This is a genomic window from Alteromonas sp. NFXS44 (genome assembly GCF_040148705.1).
In the GTDB taxonomy this organism is placed as follows: domain Bacteria; phylum Pseudomonadota; class Gammaproteobacteria; order Enterobacterales; family Alteromonadaceae; genus Alteromonas.
This window is the reverse complement of the sequence record NZ_JAGDEA010000001.1, coordinates 19684-36944: the sequence shown is the minus strand read 5'-3', so window position 1 is coordinate 36944 and position 17261 is coordinate 19684. Positions and strand designations below refer to the sequence as shown.

The 17261-nt window shown below is 50.0% G+C and carries 16 protein-coding genes; 5 read left to right on the top strand and 11 right to left on the bottom strand.

Going from position 1 to position 17261, the window contains the following annotated elements; all coding sequences use genetic code 11:
- The first annotated feature begins 61 nt into the window (after positions 1 to 61).
- Positions 62 to 2659, top strand: coding sequence for a sensor domain-containing phosphodiesterase (locus J3369_RS00185; protein WP_349582312.1), 2598 nt, complete (start codon positions 62 to 64; stop codon positions 2657 to 2659).
- 9 nt (positions 2660 to 2668) lie between these two features.
- Here J3369_RS00185 and rep read toward each other — a convergent pair whose 3' ends face one another.
- Positions 2669 to 4684 carry a DNA helicase Rep gene (gene rep, locus J3369_RS00180; protein ID WP_303573167.1) on the bottom strand — a complete coding sequence of 672 codons (2016 nt, stop codon included), beginning with the start codon at positions 4682 to 4684 and terminating at the stop codon, positions 2669 to 2671.
- Between the two features lie 119 nt (positions 4685 to 4803).
- Here rep and ubiK point away from each other — a divergent pair, with 119 nt between their 5' ends.
- Positions 4804 to 5058, top strand: coding sequence for a ubiquinone biosynthesis accessory factor UbiK (gene ubiK, locus J3369_RS00175; protein ID WP_119499477.1), 255 nt, complete (start codon positions 4804 to 4806; stop codon positions 5056 to 5058).
- A gap of 31 nt (positions 5059 to 5089) precedes the next feature.
- On the opposite strand, the gene ubiA is transcribed toward ubiK, so the two are convergent.
- On the bottom strand, positions 5090 to 5971 hold the full coding sequence (gene ubiA, locus J3369_RS00170; protein ID WP_349582309.1) for a 4-hydroxybenzoate octaprenyltransferase: 882 nt from the start codon (positions 5969 to 5971) through the stop codon (positions 5090 to 5092).
- A 2-nt stretch (positions 5972 to 5973) separates the two neighbouring features.
- Positions 5974 to 6525 carry a chorismate--pyruvate lyase family protein gene (locus tag J3369_RS00165; protein WP_349582306.1) on the bottom strand — a complete coding sequence of 184 codons (552 nt, stop codon included), beginning with the start codon at positions 6523 to 6525 and terminating at the stop codon, positions 5974 to 5976.
- Between the two features lie 165 nt (positions 6526 to 6690).
- Between J3369_RS00165 and J3369_RS00160 the strand changes: the two genes are divergently transcribed.
- On the top strand, positions 6691 to 7104 hold the full coding sequence (locus tag J3369_RS00160) for a flagellar basal body-associated protein FliL (RefSeq protein ID WP_442858435.1): 414 nt from the start codon (positions 6691 to 6693) through the stop codon (positions 7102 to 7104).
- Here J3369_RS00160 and glpG read toward each other — a convergent pair.
- The 8 genes from glpG to J3369_RS00120 form a co-directional block, all read right to left on the bottom strand.
- The gene (gene glpG / locus J3369_RS00155) at positions 7095 to 7964 is read right to left on the bottom strand and encodes a rhomboid family intramembrane serine protease GlpG (protein ID WP_349582303.1); all 870 of its coding nucleotides are present in this window, start codon (positions 7962 to 7964) and stop codon (positions 7095 to 7097) included. The genes J3369_RS00160 and glpG overlap by 10 nt on opposite strands.
- Positions 7965 to 7966: 2 nt before the next feature.
- Positions 7967 to 8278 (bottom strand): thiosulfate sulfurtransferase GlpE, encoded by a 312-nt coding sequence (glpE, locus tag J3369_RS00150; RefSeq protein ID WP_349582301.1) that lies wholly within the window; start codon positions 8276 to 8278, stop codon positions 7967 to 7969.
- 9 nt (positions 8279 to 8287) lie between these two features.
- Positions 8288 to 9310, bottom strand: a complete 1023-nt coding sequence (tdh, locus tag J3369_RS00145; protein WP_119499472.1) for an L-threonine 3-dehydrogenase — start codon at positions 9308 to 9310, stop codon at positions 8288 to 8290.
- Positions 9310 to 10503, bottom strand: a complete 1194-nt coding sequence (locus tag J3369_RS00140; RefSeq protein ID WP_349582298.1) for a glycine C-acetyltransferase — start codon at positions 10501 to 10503, stop codon at positions 9310 to 9312. The genes tdh and J3369_RS00140 overlap by 1 nt, the downstream gene beginning before the upstream one ends.
- 145 nt (positions 10504 to 10648) lie before the next feature.
- Positions 10649 to 13126: a putative bifunctional diguanylate cyclase/phosphodiesterase gene (locus J3369_RS00135; protein WP_349582295.1), complete on the bottom strand. Its 2478-nt coding sequence runs from the start codon at positions 13124 to 13126 to the stop codon at positions 10649 to 10651.
- Between the two features lies 1 nt (position 13127).
- Positions 13128 to 14309, bottom strand: coding sequence for a hypothetical protein (locus tag J3369_RS00130; protein ID WP_349582292.1), 1182 nt, complete (start codon positions 14307 to 14309; stop codon positions 13128 to 13130).
- Positions 14306 to 14713, bottom strand: a complete 408-nt coding sequence (locus tag J3369_RS00125; RefSeq protein ID WP_349582289.1) for a type 2 periplasmic-binding domain-containing protein — start codon at positions 14711 to 14713, stop codon at positions 14306 to 14308. The genes J3369_RS00130 and J3369_RS00125 overlap by 4 nt, the downstream gene beginning before the upstream one ends.
- A gap of 182 nt (positions 14714 to 14895) precedes the next feature.
- A complete protein-coding gene (locus J3369_RS00120) occupies positions 14896 to 15897 on the bottom strand; it encodes a glycosyltransferase family 9 protein (RefSeq protein ID WP_502877399.1) in 1002 nt (333 codons plus the stop codon).
- Positions 15898 to 15990: 93 nt separating this feature from the next.
- Here J3369_RS00120 and J3369_RS00115 point away from each other — a divergent pair, with 93 nt between their 5' ends.
- Positions 15991 to 16704: a 3-deoxy-D-manno-octulosonic acid kinase gene (locus J3369_RS00115; protein ID WP_303573157.1), complete on the top strand. Its 714-nt coding sequence runs from the start codon at positions 15991 to 15993 to the stop codon at positions 16702 to 16704.
- A gap of 58 nt (positions 16705 to 16762) precedes the next feature.
- Positions 16763 to 17248 carry a pantetheine-phosphate adenylyltransferase gene (gene coaD, locus J3369_RS00110; RefSeq protein ID WP_119499466.1) on the top strand — a complete coding sequence of 162 codons (486 nt, stop codon included), beginning with the start codon at positions 16763 to 16765 and terminating at the stop codon, positions 17246 to 17248.
- Positions 17249 to 17261: the final 13 nt, after the last annotated feature.

The following is a 17261-nucleotide window of genomic DNA, read 5'->3' as shown; positions in this document are numbered from 1 at the left end:
TTCATACAAATCGGTTAATTTATTAGCGGGTACTAAACAGAATAATAACCGGCTTATCAGGATGTCTTCAGAGTCAACGCAGTACGAGTTGTCAGAGGAAGAGCTTCGCGAACTCATACCGCAGCTGCAACAACTTACGGACAAGTACAAACGGTCTGAGCGAGTACAGAAAGCGCTTTTCGATATTGCCGAACTGGCAAGTTCCGTCAGCAATCTAAACCGCCTCTATCCCGCTATCCATGAAATCATTGGTGACTTCATGAATGCGGATAACTTCTTCGTTGCCTTCTACGAAAAAGACGCCAACCTCGTTAACTTTGTTTATTTTGTCGATGAGTTCGACGAGCAGACTATCAGACAAATCCCGGCAGAATCGTTGATGGACGGGATCACCGGCCACATTCTGCGTACCGGTCGTCATGTATTCCTCGAACAAGAGAATCAGGATGCCTTCACCCGTGAAACCGGGGTGAGCATTGTTGGCGCTGTTCCCCATCAGTTTCTCGGTGTACCGCTAAAGCGTGGCTCGCAGGTTATCGGCGCAATGGTGGTGCAAACTTACGACGACACAATGTTCTATACAGATGAAGATCTGGAAGTGTTGTTGTTTGTCTCCCAGCACATTGTGAATGCGGTAGACCGGGTAAAAAGCCGCGAGCTCACTGAGCGCACCATCCGGGACAGAACGCGGCAACTTCGTAAAATCAATGATGAGTTACAGGAAGAAATTCTTGAGCGCCAGAAAATAGAAACCCTGCAACAGGCGTTGTATGAAATTTCAGAGTTGTCGGCGAACCTGGAAGGCGATATGGATGCCTTCTACGCCAGCATACACAAAATACTGGCCCGCCTGATCACTGCTCCTAACTGTTACATTGCCACGCTGGATGAAACCGGAGAATACCTCGACTTCCCCTACTTCAGCGACACCACCGAAGATACAATTGAACGCCGGCCGCTGGGACTGGGCTTATCGGAATTCGTTTTACGTACAGGCCAGACAGAGCTTATCAACCCGCCACGGGTCCTGGAACTGACTCAGGAAGGCGAACTGGATGTGGCAGCTGCCCAGCGAATGCTGAAAAGTGCGAACTCCTGGCTTGGTTCCCCGTTAGTGGTAGACGGAAAAATTTCCGGCGTTATAGGCATTCAGACCTACGGTAAGCTGGCTAAATACACGGCTAAAGATCTCGAACTGCTCCGCTTTGTCTCCCATCACATTGCAGCAGCGATCGGCAGAAAGCGAAATACCGACGCGATTCAGCAATACAATGCACTGCTTGAGGAAAAGGTCAGAGAACGCACCCGGGAACTTGATAAAATCAATTCCTTCCTGAAGCAGCAGATTGAAGAACGAAAAGAAATAGAGCTTAAACTGATCCATGACGCGCATCATGACAGTCTCACCGACTTACCCAACCGCACGATGTTCACCAGCCGGCTTGAGCTGGCCGTTGCCAACAAGCAGCGCTACCCTGAAAACCTGTTTGCAGTGCTGTTTATCGATTTAGATCGCTTCAAAACCATTAACGATACCCTCGGGCATCATGCCGGCGACGAATTCCTTATCGAAGTCAGCCGCCGTATCGCTTTGTGTATCCGCGGACACGATCTGCTTGCCCGCCTTGGCGGTGATGAATTTGTGGTATTGCTGGATAACTTTGAAGATGCTGCCGCCGCTGAAGACGTAGCAACCCGTATCATTGATGCGATTTCTAAACCTTTCCTTCTTGATGGCAAGGAGATGTATTCCGGCGCGAGCGTGGGAATAGCTCATCTTGAGTCATACTACCGCGCCGCTGATGAAGTGCTGCGGGATGCAGATGCAGCTATGTACCAGGCCAAAACGCTGGGACGTGGCCGTTTTGTGATGTTCGATAAATCCATGCGCGACCGCCTGATTGAGGAGCTTGAGCTGGAAAACGAGTTCCGTCTTGCTCTGCGCCAGGAGGAGTTCGACTGTTATCTGCAACCGGTGATGGATTTGCGGAACGACAGCGCGTTTTATCACGAACTGTACGTGCGCTGGGAGCATTCGAGACACGGTAAAGTTAACCGTAAGCATTTCCGGGAAGTGGCAGAGCAAAGCGGCCTGACACTCGACCTTGATTTATTCCAGCTCCGTAAAGCCTGTGAAGTGCTGAACAACGAAGCGGAAGCACCTGCCGGCATCGAAAAGATTGCAGTGAACGTGTCGATTAATCACCTGCTGCAGGCATCGCTGGTCACGAAAATTCTGCAGTTAGTAGAAGAATATAAGGTATCCCCTGACCGGCTGGTGTTTGAGTTTGATGAAAACGATTTAAACCGGCGTTCCCAGTTTATCCTGCCTGCGATTAAGAAACTGAAACGGGCCGGCATCACCCTGGTGCTGGATAACTTTGGTAGTGGTCTGGCATCATTGAGCTACCTGTTTGCCTACCCTTTCGACTACATCAAAATTGACCACAGATTCGTGAAATCCCTCCCCCGCTCACAACGGAACCTGAAGCTGATCCAGTCGGTTATGCTGATTTCAGAACATCTGAAATTCGACGTTATCGCCGAAGGCGTCGACGCCAGAGCCCAGCTTAAAGCCCTAAATGAAATTGATTGTCACTATGCCCAGGGCAAAATACTTTCAACACCGGAACCGGTGGCAAGGCAGAAACGCGCGTAACAACGCGCTTCAATTCTTCCCTAACATGGCTTTTAAGCTGGCGAGTCCGGCTTCGTTGGTCTTTTTGCGCTGTTCTGCTGAGGGCTTCACTTTCTTTTCTTCCCAGACTACGTCATCTACAGGCAGTTCGTAGAGGAAGCGGCTGGGTTCGGGGTTGATAACTTCACCGAACTGTCTGCGCTCTTTCGCCAGACTGAAGATAAGTTCACGCTGGGCACGGGTGATCCCTACATAAGCCAGGCGGCGCTCTTCTTCCACGTTATCTTCATCAATACTGCTCTGATGAGGCAGTAAGCCTTCTTCCATTCCCACCAGGAACACCACCGGAAACTCCAGACCTTTTGAGGCATGCAGTGTCATCAGCTGCACCTGATCGGCTTCGCCATCTTCCTCGCCCCGCTCCATCATGTCGCGCAAAATAAGGCGGTTCACCACTTCCTGCATGGTCATCGGTGTATCTAAATCGGACCCTTCCAGCATATCAGTCACCCAGCCAAACAGGGTACTGACGTTAGCCATGGCCATTTCAGCCGCTTTGGGACTGGGACTATGCTCATACAGAAACTCTTCGTACTGCATGGAGCGGATCATATCCCTTAATACCGCTTTGCTGTCGCCGCGAACTACATTATCCGAGGTTTCCACCACCCACCGTCCAAATCCGGCAACACGCTGGTAAGCCGATTCTCCTAATACGCCGGATAGACCGGAGTGAGTGGTAGCAGCAAACAGCGAAATACCGACCTGATTAGCAAAATTCCCCAGTTTCTCAAGTGTTGCACGGCCAATTCCCCGGTTCGGTGTATTAACAACACGCAGGAAGGCGTTATCGTCATCCTGATTCACCAGCAAACGCAGGTAGGCCATGATGTCTTTCACTTCAGTTCTGCCGAAGAACGACATGCCACCGTTGATACGGTATGGAATACGGTTACTCATCAGCAGCTTTTCGAATAGCCGGCTCTGGTGATTACCACGGTATAAAATCGCGTAGTCTTTGTACTGGGTGCGGTTCATAAACTTATGCGCAATCAGTTCGGCGACGACTCTTTCCGCTTCATGTTCTTCATTCTTGGCCGAGAGAACACGTAAGGGTTCGCCGTAGCCCATCTCAGAGAACAGGGTTTTATCAAACAGGTGCGGGTTGTTCTGAATAAGAATGTTGGCGCAGTGCAGGATCCGGCCTGAAGACCGGTAATTCTGTTGCAGCTTAATCACATTCAGTTTCGGGAAATCCTCTTGCAGCAAATGCAGGTTCTGCGGGCGCGCACCACGCCAGGAATAAATTGACTGATCGTCGTCACCTACCACAGTAAACCTTGCCCGCTCTCCCACCAGCAGTTTAACCAGTTCATACTGACTGGTGTTGGTATCCTGATATTCGTCCACCAGCAAATAGCGGATTTTACTTTGCCACTTCAACCTGACCTGCTCATTGGTTTTAAGCAGTAAGGTAGGCAGCAGGATAAGATCATCAAAATCCAGCGCGTTATAAGCTCGCAGGTGATTCTGATAATGGCGGTAAGCTTCCGCAAATTCCCGTTCACCGGCACTGGTGGCTTTTTTCGCCAGCGCATCGGGTAATAACAGGTCATTCTTCCAGTTTGAAATACAGCTTTGCAGCAACTGAAGTTGATCTTTGTCGCCGTCGATAGTGTCTTCGGTCAGGTCATTCAGTAGCGCTGTGGAATCTTTATCGTCAAATAATGAAAAGCCGGGTTTGAGCCCAAGCTCTTTGACATGAGCCTTGATGATGGTCAGGCCCAGGGTGTGGAACGTACACACTTTCAGGCCTCTGGCTTCCTGCTTGCCAAGAGTCTGCCCTACCCGCTCTTTCATTTCCCGCGCAGCCTTATTGGTAAAGGTCACAGCGGCAATTTGCCGCGCCGGCAAATCACATTCCCTCACCAGGTGAGCTATTTTATTGGTGATTACGCGCGTCTTTCCGCTTCCGGCACCAGCCAGTACCAGACAAGGTCCGGAGACGTACGTCACAGCAGATTGTTGTGCATCATTTAACTTCATAATGAAAAGGAGCGAGCTAACGGTTTGAGAGAATGACGGTTTTTTAATTGCATGTGCGCCGCATCTAATTAGAATACGAAACGCATAGTCGCGATGACGCGCATTATAAAGGAAATAGTATGCTTGATCCGAAAAAACTCGAAGAAATCGCCAAACAAATTTCAGACGCTGTACCGCCCGGGGTACGTAATATGGCCGAAGGAGCCGAGGCAAGGGTGAAGCAGGTATTGCAGGCCCAGTTAAGCAAACTGGACCTTGTTACGCGGGAAGAGTTTGATATTCAAAGCCAGGTACTGATCCGCACCCGTGAAAAACTGGAAGCCCTGGAAGCCCGTCTGGCTAAGCTTGAAGAAGACAACACGCCGGACGCTTAAGTGCTCCGGCGTTGCAACACATGCCTTAACGCTACAATGCGTTAAGGCCTATTCTGTCGACCATTAACCCCACAGCAAACACTAAACCGACATAGTGATTATCCAGAAACGCTTTAAAGCAGGCCATCCGCCCGCGTTCCCGTGTTTCATAAGACTGAATAGCAAATAACACGGCACAGGCCACCAGCGCCACATACACTGGCCAGCCGTAATTCAGTGAAATCGCAATACTTGTAAGAACCCCCAGCGTGAACAGTTGCAGTAAACCAATGATCAGACGGTCGTTTTTACCAAATAAAATGGCAGACGATTTAATGCCGACAATCAAATCATCGTCACGGTCGACCATGGCATAGTAAGTATCGTAAGCGATGGTCCATGCCAGATTAGCAATAAACAGCAGCCAGCCCTCAACGGGTACATATCCCAGTGTGGCGGCAAAGACCATGGGGATCCCCCAGCCGAATGCCGCGCCCAGCACAGCTTGTGGCATATGGGTGTAGCGCTTCATAAACGGATAACTGGCAGCAAGTAACAGGGCAACGACTGACAGTGCAATGGTTTGCCAGTTAAGCAGTAAAACCAGTAAAAACGAGATCCCGACCAGCAAAGCAAACAGCTGCAAAGCTTCTTTTTCAGTTACCGTGCCCGCCACCAGCGGACGCTGATTGGTGCGCTTTACGCTGCCATCTACTTTTCTGTCTGCGTAGTCGTTGATGATACAGCCGGCAGAACGCATCAATACCACGCCGGCGATGAATATCAGCGAGATCCCTAAATCCGGCAGGCCACCGGCTGCGATAACCAGCGCCCAAATAGTGGGCCACAGCAGTAAATAAATACCGATGGGTTTGTCCATGCGGGTCAGTTGCATGTACGCCCGCCAGTTACTAAAAGACAATTCAAGTGACATGTTTAACGTTCCGTTTGATAAACAGGTGATGCAGGTAAGAACAATTCAGCGACCAGCAGGGCGTGCTGCCGGTAATGAAAGCAGGAGCGCCGGCCAAGAAGCGTGACACCGGTATCGCCGGCGAAAGATGAATTATTCACTTTACATAACTCAAAGGCGCCGCGTTCGAAGCGGTCATCATTAAATAAACGCTTACCCAGAGGCTGACTGCCAAGCTGATTAAATTCAGTTTCCATCAGCACCAGCGGAATTACCGAGCGGGCGAATACCCAGGGCGTGCCGCCATTCTGCAGCAGGACTTCACGAACAATGTATTTACCGTCGCCATCTGGTGGCGCCACAGCACTGAGACAAGATAATTCAGCATCATGGAGCGGCGCATTGCCTTCCCCCACCAGTGCCAGAGAAAATTTGTCTGTAAGGGATTCTATCCGGTCGGTCAATGATCCGGTGTCCAGCAACCAGGAACGGGCACTGACCGGCAAAGCCTGAGCAGCACTGGCAGCTTCCCAGGCAACATCAAGACCGGCGGGAAAGGTTAAATCTAATTCCAAAGACTAATACACCATTGAAGATAACGGTCCTATCTTAGCATTGGTATAGCACTGAGCCCAAAGTCCTGTGCAAAGATACCCTATATTGCGGTGTTTATTTCGCGGCGTTTGCTAAACTACACTCATACTTGTAACGCGTTAACTGACTGAAATTCTGTATAGCCTATGAAAATGTTATCTCTTCGTGCATTCGCAGCGTTGTCATTACTTTGTAGCCTGCTGAGCTTTTCAAGCCATGCCCAGGATGCTCCGAACTACGGGTATTTGAGCCTGGAGCCGGACATCATTACTAATTACATTGGTCCTTCTGCGAAAAAACTTGGCTATGTGCGGGTCACGGTAGAATTGATGATAGACAGTGTGGATGTACTCGATATTGCGGAGCATCACCTGCCATTATTGCGTGCGACAGCCATCGAAATATTTGGTCAACAACCGGAAGATAAAGTGAAATCGCTCACCGGACGGGAAGACATCCGGCTGGCGATTTTAAAGGCGCTGCAGGATCACATGCGTAAAGAGACCGGCGCCAGCATTGTAAAAGACGTCATCTTTACCAAGTATTTGTATCACAGCTGAGCCGGTTTGCGGCGGCCTGAGCCCAGTGCCAGTAACGCCGCCATCAAACAACCACTGATAAGGCCGACAGTATGAGCCGTGTTGGCCATGTTCACCCACAGCACATCAGCATAGCCCAGCACCAGCCACACCAGCATGAAACCGACAATGGCTTTGGGAATAGACAATCCCCAGGACGGTCTCAGCCAGCCAATCCACCATACGAATCCGAGTACGGCATAAACCACACCGGACAAACCGCCGAAGGCAGGACCACTGACCACAGCCTGCGCGAGGTTTGATGCTATCGCGGAGACCACAAACACCAGCAGCAACATGGAGAAACCAAAGGTGCGTTCAATCTGCGCGCCCAGCATGCTCCACCACAGCAGATTAAAGATAAAATGCAGGGCAGAGAAATGTATGAATGCAGGCGTAATCAGGCGCCAGTACTCATGGGTTTGCAGCAACTGTCCCACAGGTTGCATTTTCAGGTACTGACTGACAGTGCCGAAGAAACCGAGCCAGGATAAGGCATAAACCAGTGTACAGATGAACAGAACGGAGGCTGCAAACGGCGCAGTTTTCGCCCACGACAACAAATTGCCGATGCTGAGATTACCGGACTTCGAAGGATGTAATGCCACGTGCTCACCGTTTTCCCAGGCAGCCTGCTGATATTTAGGATGGCCTGGCTGACGGATGAACTCTTCGCAAATTGCAGTCGCACGGCTAACGTCTCCGCCGTCAGCGAGTACAATAATGTACTCACCCTCTTTTTCAGAATCTGCAACCTGAGAAGGTAACTGCTGGCTGGTCAGATAATTCGCCAGCAGATGAGCGTAACTTTCATTGGTAATAGCAATTAACGGTGTACTCACGTTTATGCTGTCACCACATCCTGAGAGAGCTTCCACGCTTCAAAGCCGCCGTCCATGCTGTACACGGAATCGTAGCCCTGCTGCGCGATAACGTTAGCCGCCTGCTGGCTGCTGACGCCGTGATAGCAGACCACCAGCACGGGTTTGTCTTTGGCAGTGTTTGTCAGAAATTCAGCGAAATTGTCATTACTGAGATGAAGTGCATCAGGCATGTGCGCTGTTGCAAAAGATTGCGGATCACGAATATCGACAACTGCAAACTCGCCGAGTCTGGCTGCTGCATCCTGTACGCTGATATGCTGAAATTCTGACATTGTTGATAACTACCAGTTAAGAATAACTTTTCCGGACTGCCCTGACCCCATGGTATCGAACCCTTTCTGAAAATCGTCGATACTGTACTGATGGGTAATAACAGGAGAAATATCCAGACCACTTTGTAACAGACTGGCCATCTTGTACCAGGTTTCAAACATTTCACGGCCGTAAATACCTTTGATGGTTAAGCCTTTGAAAATCACCTGATTCCAGTCTACCGCCACATCAGTTGGCGGGATCCCCAGCATAGCAACCTTTCCGCCATTATTCATCTTATCTAACATGTCACGGAAAGCAGCGGGAACACCGGACATTTCAAGGCCCACATCGAAGCCTTCGGTCATGCCCAGTTCGTTCATGACATCTTTTAATGAGGTGGTCCCCACGTTGACCGCACGGGTTGCACCCATTTTTTCGGCCAGTTCAAGACGGTACGGATTTAAGTCAGTGATCACCACATGACGTGCACCAACATGCTTCGCTACTGCCGCAGCCATAATACCGATAGGACCGGCACCGGTAATCAGCACATCTTCACCGACCAGGTCAAAGGACAATGCGGTATGCACAGCGTTACCGAACGGGTCGAAGATTGACGCCATATCATCGCTGATGTTATCCGGAATGCGGAATGCGTTGAACGCAGGAATCACCAGATATTCTGCAAAAGCACCGGCCCGGTTAACACCAACCCCTTCGGTATTCCGGCACAGATGACGACGCCCGGCACGGCAGTTACGGCAATGCCCGCAGGTGATATGACCTTCACCGGACACTCTGTCACCAATTTTGAAACCGGCCACTTCCTGACCCATGCCCACAACTTCACCCACATACTCATGACCAACGACCATGGGTACAGGGATGGTTTTCTGAGACCATTCGTCCCAGTTATAAATATGCATGTCGGTACCGCAGATGGCGGTTTTACGGATTTTAATCAGCAAATCGTTGTGACCCACTTCCGGCTCTGCCGTATCCTGCATCCAAATCCCGGGTTCGCGGTGCGCTTTTACCAGTGACTTCATCAGATAACTCCTAACTCTTTACCCACTTCGATAAACGCATCCACAGCTTTATCTACATGCTCAATGGTGTGACCGGCTGACATTTGCGTGCGGATACGGGCCTGACCTTTCGGTACGACGGGATAAGAGAAGCCCACAACATAAATACCTTTCGCCAGCATTTTTTCGGCCATTTCACTGGCCAGACGGGCATCACCTAACATGACCGGAATGATGGCGTGATCTTTACCCGCCAGAGTAAAGCCCGCTTCTTCCATGCGCGTACGGAAATGCACGGCGTTCTTCCACAGTTGCTCGCGCAATGCATGACCGTCAGCCATCATATCGAACACTTTCAGTGAGGCAGATACGATGGGAGGCGCTACGGAGTTAGAAAACAGGTACGGACGTGAGCGCTGACGTAACCATTCAACAATTTCTTTCTTGCCGGAGGTGTAACCGCCGGATGCTCCGCCAAGGGCTTTACCCAGCGTGCCGGTAATGATGTCAACGCAGCCAATAACGTCACAGTATTCGTGGCTGCCACGGCCATTTTCACCGAGAAAACCGGTAGCGTGACAGTCATCAACCATCACCATCGCATCGTATTTGTCTGCCAGGTCGCACACGCCTTTCAGGTTGGCGATAACGCCGTCCATGGAAAACACACCGTCGGTGGCGATAATTTTAAACCGTGCGCCATCAGCAACGGCCTGCTTCAGTTGCGCTTCGAGTGCGTCCATATCGTTATTCGCATAGCGATAACGTTTTGCTTTGGATAAGCGGACACCGTCGATGATGCTGGCGTGATTCAGTGCATCAGAAATGATCGCATCTTCCGGCCCGAGCAAGGTTTCGAATAAGCCGCCATTGGCATCAAAACAGGACGGGTACAAAATGGTGTCTTCGGTGCCCAGAAAATCGCTGATTTTCCCTTCCAGTTGTTTGTGAATATCCTGCGTACCGCAGATAAAGCGCACCGACGCCATGCCAAAACCATGACTGTCCAGGCCTTCTTTGGCTGCCGATACCAGATCCGGATGATTGGCCAGACCTAAATAATTGTTCGCGCAAAAGTTAATGACTTCACTGCCATCGTCGACGGCAATGTCAGCTTGCTGCTGTGAAGTAATAACCCGCTCATTTTTGTACAGACCTTCTTGTTTTACTTCTTCTATCTGCTCACGCAAATGCGTGATAAATGACTGTGACATGTTTCTCTCCGTCGTCGAAAACGCGTATTCTAATGGTTGGGTATTGATGGGTACAGCCTTGCTGTATCAAGGGTTCAAACCTGTAGACGGGGAGTGTAAATTTTTTCGCACACCTTTGCCCGGCATTTGCAGACTATTTCTGAGATCAAAACTCGAACTGATGCTGAGAAATGCCGGCGTTGCGTTTATCCACATTTTGCCAGCAGCCGTCTTTGACGTTTTTCTCCAGCCGCTCCCAGAGTTGCGCTTCAGGAATGGGCGGGCTGATTAAATAACCCTGGGCCTGATGACAGTAAAACTCTCCCAGTTTGCCCAGTTGTTCCGGCGTTTCCACCCCTTCAGCTATTACGGTTCTTCCCAGACTCCTGACGAGGGCAATGGTAGATTCCACAATATTGGCATCTTCCGGATTATCCAGCATGCCGCTGATAAACGACTGATCGATCTTTACGTAATCTACAGGCAGGGATTTCAGGTAACTCAACGAAGAATAACCGGTCCCGAAGTCATCGATGGCTACCAGACACCCCATATCCTGCAAGGCTTTGCACACATCAATGGCGGAATCCATATCAGACACCAGCGCGGTTTCTGTCAGCTCCAGCTCCACTTTATCCGGCGCCAGTTCATAGAGCGCCAGTTGCTGGGCCAGAAAATTGGGCAGTGTGATATCTGAAAACTGTGCAGCAGAGATATTAATTGCCATTTTCAGTTCACTGTATCCGCTGATATTCAGCTCATTGAGAATACGCAGAGAACGGGTGAGTACCCAGTAATCCAGTTCCAGCATAAACGGCGTATTTTCCAGCATGGGAATGAATTCCCCCGGGGAAATATATCCTTTTACCGGATGATACCAGCGGATAAGCGCTTCAAAGCCCTCCAGCCGGAAAGTATCAATACTGATTTGAGGCTGCAACGCCAGACTGAACTGGTTTTCTCTGAGCGCCACACGGGCTTCCCGTTCAAGTTCTACTTTACGCATGACCTTAATATTCATCGATGCATCGTAAAGCTTGAAAGAAGCACCTTTCAGCGCTTTGGCTTCATACATGGCAATGTCAGCATGCCGCAACAGCTCCATCGCCGTTGTTTCGGGCTGATTAGTGATGGCAACACCGATACTGGTAGACACGTAAAACGGCAGGGAATCTACCTGAATAGGCCGTGAAAACACGTTAATTACTGATTTCGCCACCGCTTCCACTTCGCTTTTATCACGAACTTTACTGAGTAAAATAACAAACTCATCTCCGCCAAAGCGCCCGACGAGATCGTGTTCACCCACAGCATTGGCTATACGCTCAGAAGCAGCATGAATTAATTTGTCGCCGACATCATGGCCGTGACTGTCATTAACCTTTTTAAAATCATCCAGATCGAGAAATAACACCGCAGCCAGCCCCTGATCCCGGGTGGCGTTCACAATGTGTTTTTCAATCTGAAAGGTCATCATTGTGCGGTTTGGCAGGCCTGTCAGGCCATCAAACATGGCCATGTTTTCAAGCTGGGCGTTCGAAGCTGCAATCTTTGAATCCTGTTCTTCCAGCCGTTCAGCAAGGTTATGCGCCGTTTCTTCCAGCAAATCGAGTTCATCAGGGAACAGCTTGTCTTTCCATTGACGACGAAAACTACTGCCGTGGGAAAACTCCTGATACCTGTGTTCTGCCAGTAACGGGAGCCGCTCCACCAGCTGAAGCAACTTGGTTTTATATTGGTGGATAAGTAACAGCAACAAAATAGTAAAGAGAAAGAAAAGTGTGATGGCGGTACCAATAACCATGTTCTGGTAGGCGTTCACCGACTCAACAACCGCCGTAATATCGCGGATAAACAGAATGTAGTAATCCTGTTCAGACATAGGCAGTAAGCTCACCAGCAAGCGCTTCTTATCCTGTTTGACCAGCACGCCCCGTTCAACCATCCCTTCAGTGGTGGCATCAGAGGGTGTCGCCGCCAGTACAGAATTGACGATTTGTTGATTCTGATTCGACAACTGACTGACAATTTTTAAATCAATATTGTCAGCGCTGTATCCTTCGTAGCGCACAATGGCAATTTTATAAGCGCTGGAGAACTGGGAAAGTGCTGCCAGAAGTTCACCGAAGCTGGAACTGAGCACCAGCACCGCAATTTGTTGATCTTCTATCATGATGGGCGCGGTCACGTAGCGGTAACACATCTCACGACAATCAAACCGGTTCTGCGGGCGAATTTGATCCCGGGTATGTTGTTCCATTTCCGGTATAAACGCGGGCATCTTTTCACGGTTGCCGGTTATCAGCTTACCGTCTGCATTGAACAGCCACATATCACTGATTTGCAGGCTGACATTCAGCGCATCCTCAGACTCTTTCAAAGCGTTAAGTAATTCCTGCTCTGACAAGGTTTCGGTATGGCCCCAGCGGGAAAAAGTTTCCACCCAGACCAACAGCCTTACAGTAAACAATTCGTCCATCCATGCCATCTGACGCTGATTTTTAAGCTGGAAGTCTTTGTGCTGCTGCTCGATATTGCTTTGCGACTGCGCAATCAGCATTACCGCGATAGCGACTGTTACAGTAAGCATCATTGCAACAACAATGCTCAGTAATTTGGTGGTAACCGATACTTTAACTTTCATATCAGAACCAGTACATAACCTGTACTGCCCACATTCGCCAGTACCCGGCTGTGTCTGGTGTATTCTGAGGGCCGGGAATGCTGGTTAGCCGGCCGGCTCCGTTTACCCAGTGGTGTTCGGCCTGGATACGCCAGTTGGGCCTTGGATCCCACTGCACACCTACCGTAGCGGTTTTCTCATAGCCAAAATAAGCAGGAATGACACCACCGGTTGCTGCTTCAAGCTTTTCACCATCACGGTCATTGCGGTCGGAGACATACATGTCGTATCCCAGCGTCAGGGTAAACTGAGAGTTGAGCATGTAACGGATCTGGGCGTATCCCCCTTCCCCTTTATTTTCATCAAAGAAGGCTGGTGAATAGCCGCCGAAATCACGACTGTGATTACGCTGCAGCTCTGCATTAAACTCCCAGTTTTCCGCATAGTAAACCGCAGACAACGTATATAACCTGACGGTCCTTCCGCCCTCGAACAGGTTTTCATTGGCAGATGGATGGTAAGTGAAGTCGGAATCCAGCCAGCTCGCGCCAAGTTGCCAGTCCAGTGACGGCGGCTGCCAGAACACACTGAACTGATGGGCATAGTCCTGCTTCAATTCTCCCTGTGCAAATTCGCCCAGCAACGCTTTTGTCTGATAGCTGCTCATGGGGGAACTGCCATAACTCCAGTTAATCTTCAGATTTCCCTCGTCAGAGGAGCGGTACAATTGCAGTAACACTCCATCACTGCCCAGCGCTACATCACGGAAATTATCGAAATAAATGGACTGCGGCAGAATGATAGTAGAACGGGTTTGCGGTACATCCCGGGTGGCGGAATATAACCAGTGCGGACTTTTAAAACGGCCCAGGTTGATATTTGCGGTCCAGTTTTCCATATCGGGCAAACGCCAGTCGACAAACAAATAATCAATTCTGGCACCGCGCTCATAGCGATTACCGCCATTCAGATAAACAGCCTGCCCGACCACAGCAAGGGAGGCGTTCATGTCGTAGCGCATGTTTATACCCAACTCAGTGAGGTCAAAGCTGATTTCATCATCTTCATGGATAAAGTCGCTGTCGATTGACTGGCTTATTCCCTGAGAGAGAAACCCGTGCCAGCTGAACGCATCTTCAGCCAGGCAGTCCCGGGCGACCAGTGCGGAAAAGAAAAGTACAAAAATGGCAGGAAAAGACTTCATGGTACGGTAACCTCCCTGACGTCCTGCGACCAGGTACCCTGATACGCATAGCCGACGGCGCCCGGCGTGCTGGCTACGGCTTCCAGCACTTCAGTTTGAGTAGCGAGAGTCTGAGGCCGCTCTCCCTGACCGGAATAAATGATTTGATTCCACAGCCTTTCCAGCTGATAGGGAAACATTTTCAGCACTTGCCGGCAAAAGTCCCGGTGAGCATCTGAATTTGATTCCAGCACATACACCGTAATTTTTGTGCCGTCGGGCCAGTACTGTTTGCGGGCTGAAAAAATATCGCGCACTTCACTGCGGGTAAGTTGATGTTGCTGAATATTTTTATGCAGAATCACTGCCGCTTCAGAAGCATGGGCTGAAAAAGTGATACACAGAATGATGCAGGCTACAAACATCCGTAGCAGCGGGAGACCCTGTCTGTTCGCAACGTCCTGGCGGAAGAAAATGAGCAAATGACACCTCATCCTTAAAGAAACGTGTCTGATAGAATTTTGCGTATATACAGTGTAGAGGGTTCTGGCCATTTTGCGTGATTTTTTTTGAGGAAAATCACATTCATACAAAATGACCAATAAATCTACAGCAACTGGTCAACCATTTGAATGACACTGGCTGTTGAAATCCGGGACATCAAGTCCGGTCCTTTTGCTCTTGTTCCCCAGGCCAGTGATTCCCAGGATTTGCCGGTTTGCTCCTTAATGCACTCATCGTAAACCGACACTACGTGCTGTAAATCATTGTACGGGCCGGTCCGGCGGGGATTAGAGTGGGCGTATAAACCGATAACCGGAGTGCCGGCCATCGTTGCCATATGCGCAGGGCCGGTATCCGGTGCGATCACCAGTGATGCCTGCTCAAGCACGGCCAGCATATCGTGCAATGATGTTTTACCTACAAGATCACGGGCGATATGACTGGTGCAACGTAAAATGGCATCGGCAAGTTGCCGGTCAACCGGCCCGGGGCCACCGCACAGTATCACCGGAATGCCTTTTTCATGCAGGTGGTCAGCAACCGCCGCATAGCGCTCTGGTAACCAGTTTCTTTCAGCTTTGCTTGCTGCAGGGCTGATTACCGCAAAACGGCCGTATTCTTCTGCCAGTTCTGCGGCAAATTCAAAAGCACTTTCAGGCAAGGGTAAATCCCACTCAGGCTTTCCGTCAGGAGGCAGACCAAGTGCGTCGCCGAAATCCATGAAGCCGTCCAGAACATGCGCATGCTGCTTCGCTTTGACCCTTTTATTGGCAAACAGCCAGTGAAGCTCTTTGCTTCGGGCCCAGTCGAAGCCGATCCTCTCACGGGCCTTGATAACCCTTGAAGCCAGATTCGCTCTTAATGCCACCTGCATCATCAGCAATGCATCAAAATATTCTCCGCTGACGGCTTCGCGCAGGGCATTAACGGCCTGTTTGCCCTGCTTTTTATCGAACACGATAAAACGGACGTCCGGCAACATCTTCATCAGCTCATATTCAATTTTGCCGATGACCCAGGTTAACTCTGCATCCGGCCAGTGTTGTTTTATCCGATGGACTAACGCCGCCGCATGGCAGACATCGCCAATAGCAGACAACCTCATCAAACAAATCTTTTTCTTCAAGGACCCACCTCTAAAGCTGAAAACTGTGAAATTTTCATTACAATGACCAATTTACCACATTAACGATGCAGCATGGCGATAAAACAAGTGTCAGCAGGCAGTCACCATATCCTGATCTGCGCAGATGAATATCCGCAAATTACACCGCAGTGGTTTGACCCGCAATGGTGGCAGGAGAAAGGTGCTGTTACCGGTCAGGCGAAAGGCCGGGGAACCACGTTATTTCTGGACGTAGATGGAGATGCGCTTGTGCTGCGCCATTATCGTCGCGGCGGATTACCGGGCAAATTGCTTGACGACCAGTATGTGTTTGGCGGACTTGAGGCAACACGTCCCTTTAAAGAACTTCGTTTGCTGTCAGCCATGCGGGACCAGGGTTTGAACGTACCCCGCCCGGTGGCAGCACATGTACAGCGTAGTGGTCTGGTATACCGGGGGGATTTAATTACCGCAATGATTCCTGAAAGTCAGGATCTGCATGCTGTGCTATGCCGCCAACCGTTACCGGAAGATAAATGGTTTGCTACAGGTGTTGCCGTAGCCAGAATGCACCGTGCCGGTGTGTACCATCACGATTTGAATGTGAGAAACGTGATGATAGATAGTCGGGAAGAAATCTGGATCATTGATTTTGATCGCTGTGACTTCCGCGCCGGCGATAAATGGAAAACCCGAAACGTGGCGCGTTTTTTACGCTCACTGGTTAAAGAAAAAAATAAGCATGCCGGATTTCACTGGCAGCAAAGCGACTGGAATGCCTTTCTTGAGGGCTTGCAATCTGTGTGATTGAAAGTCAGCCCGCAGACAGGTAATTTCGTTATCTCTACAGAAAAGAAGACACACTATGCACACACGAGCCATTTACCCGGGCACTTTTGACCCGATAACAAACGGGCACGCAGATTTAATCGAGCGTGCTTCCCAAATGTTTTCACATGTCATTGTGGCTATTGCGTCAAACCCCAGCAAAAAGCCACTTTTCTCGCTGGAAGAACGGGTGGAGATGATTCGTGAAGTCACCAGAGACTTACCTAACGTAGAAGTGCGTGGCTTTACCGGACTGCTTGCCGCGTTCGCGGATGAAATTAACGCTACGATACTTATCCGTGGTCTGCGGGCGGTGTCGGACTTCGAGTACGAATTTCAACTGGCGAATATGAACCGCCGCCTGAATCCGAAATTAGAAAGCGTGTTTCTGACCCCGGCAGAAGAAAACTCGTTTATCTCATCCACGCTGGTCAAAGAAGTGGCTTTGCATAAGGGTAAAGTGACTGATTTTTGTCATCCTGTCGTGGAAGAAGCGCTGAAGCAGCGCTTTCACGGTAAGTGATGGCTGGCAGAAT

Excerpts from the sequence above, each read along its gene's own strand:
- J3369_RS00185 (WP_349582312.1), top strand. The coding sequence starts at position 62 with ATGTCTTCAGAGTCAACGCAGTACGAGTTGTCAGAGGAAGAGCTTCGC.
- tdh (WP_119499472.1), bottom strand. The coding sequence starts at position 9,310 with ATGAAGTCACTGGTAAAAGCGCACCGCGAACCCGGGATTTGGATGCAG.
- J3369_RS00120 (WP_502877399.1), bottom strand. The coding sequence starts at position 15,897 with ATGAGGTTGTCTGCTATTGGCGATGTCTGCCATGCGGCGGCGTTAGTC.
- coaD (WP_119499466.1), top strand. The coding sequence starts at position 16,763 with ATGCACACACGAGCCATTTACCCGGGCACTTTTGACCCGATAACAAAC.
- J3369_RS00160 (WP_442858435.1), top strand. The coding sequence starts at position 6,691 with ATGAAAATGTTATCTCTTCGTGCATTCGCAGCGTTGTCATTACTTTGT.
- glpE (WP_349582301.1), bottom strand. The coding sequence starts at position 8,278 with ATGTCAGAATTTCAGCATATCAGCGTACAGGATGCAGCAGCCAGACTC.
- J3369_RS00135 (WP_349582295.1), bottom strand. The coding sequence starts at position 13,126 with ATGAAAGTTAAAGTATCGGTTACCACCAAATTACTGAGCATTGTTGTT.
- ubiA (WP_349582309.1), bottom strand. The coding sequence starts at position 5,971 with ATGTCACTTGAATTGTCTTTTAGTAACTGGCGGGCGTACATGCAACTG.
- J3369_RS00125 (WP_349582289.1), bottom strand. The coding sequence starts at position 14,713 with ATGTTTGTAGCCTGCATCATTCTGTGTATCACTTTTTCAGCCCATGCT.
- J3369_RS00130 (WP_349582292.1), bottom strand. The coding sequence starts at position 14,309 with ATGAAGTCTTTTCCTGCCATTTTTGTACTTTTCTTTTCCGCACTGGTC.
- J3369_RS00140 (WP_349582298.1), bottom strand. The coding sequence starts at position 10,503 with ATGTCACAGTCATTTATCACGCATTTGCGTGAGCAGATAGAAGAAGTA.
- ubiK (WP_119499477.1), top strand. The coding sequence starts at position 4,804 with ATGCTTGATCCGAAAAAACTCGAAGAAATCGCCAAACAAATTTCAGAC.
- rep (WP_303573167.1), bottom strand. The coding sequence starts at position 4,684 with ATGAAGTTAAATGATGCACAACAATCTGCTGTGACGTACGTCTCCGGA.
- J3369_RS00115 (WP_303573157.1), top strand. The coding sequence starts at position 15,991 with ATGGCGATAAAACAAGTGTCAGCAGGCAGTCACCATATCCTGATCTGC.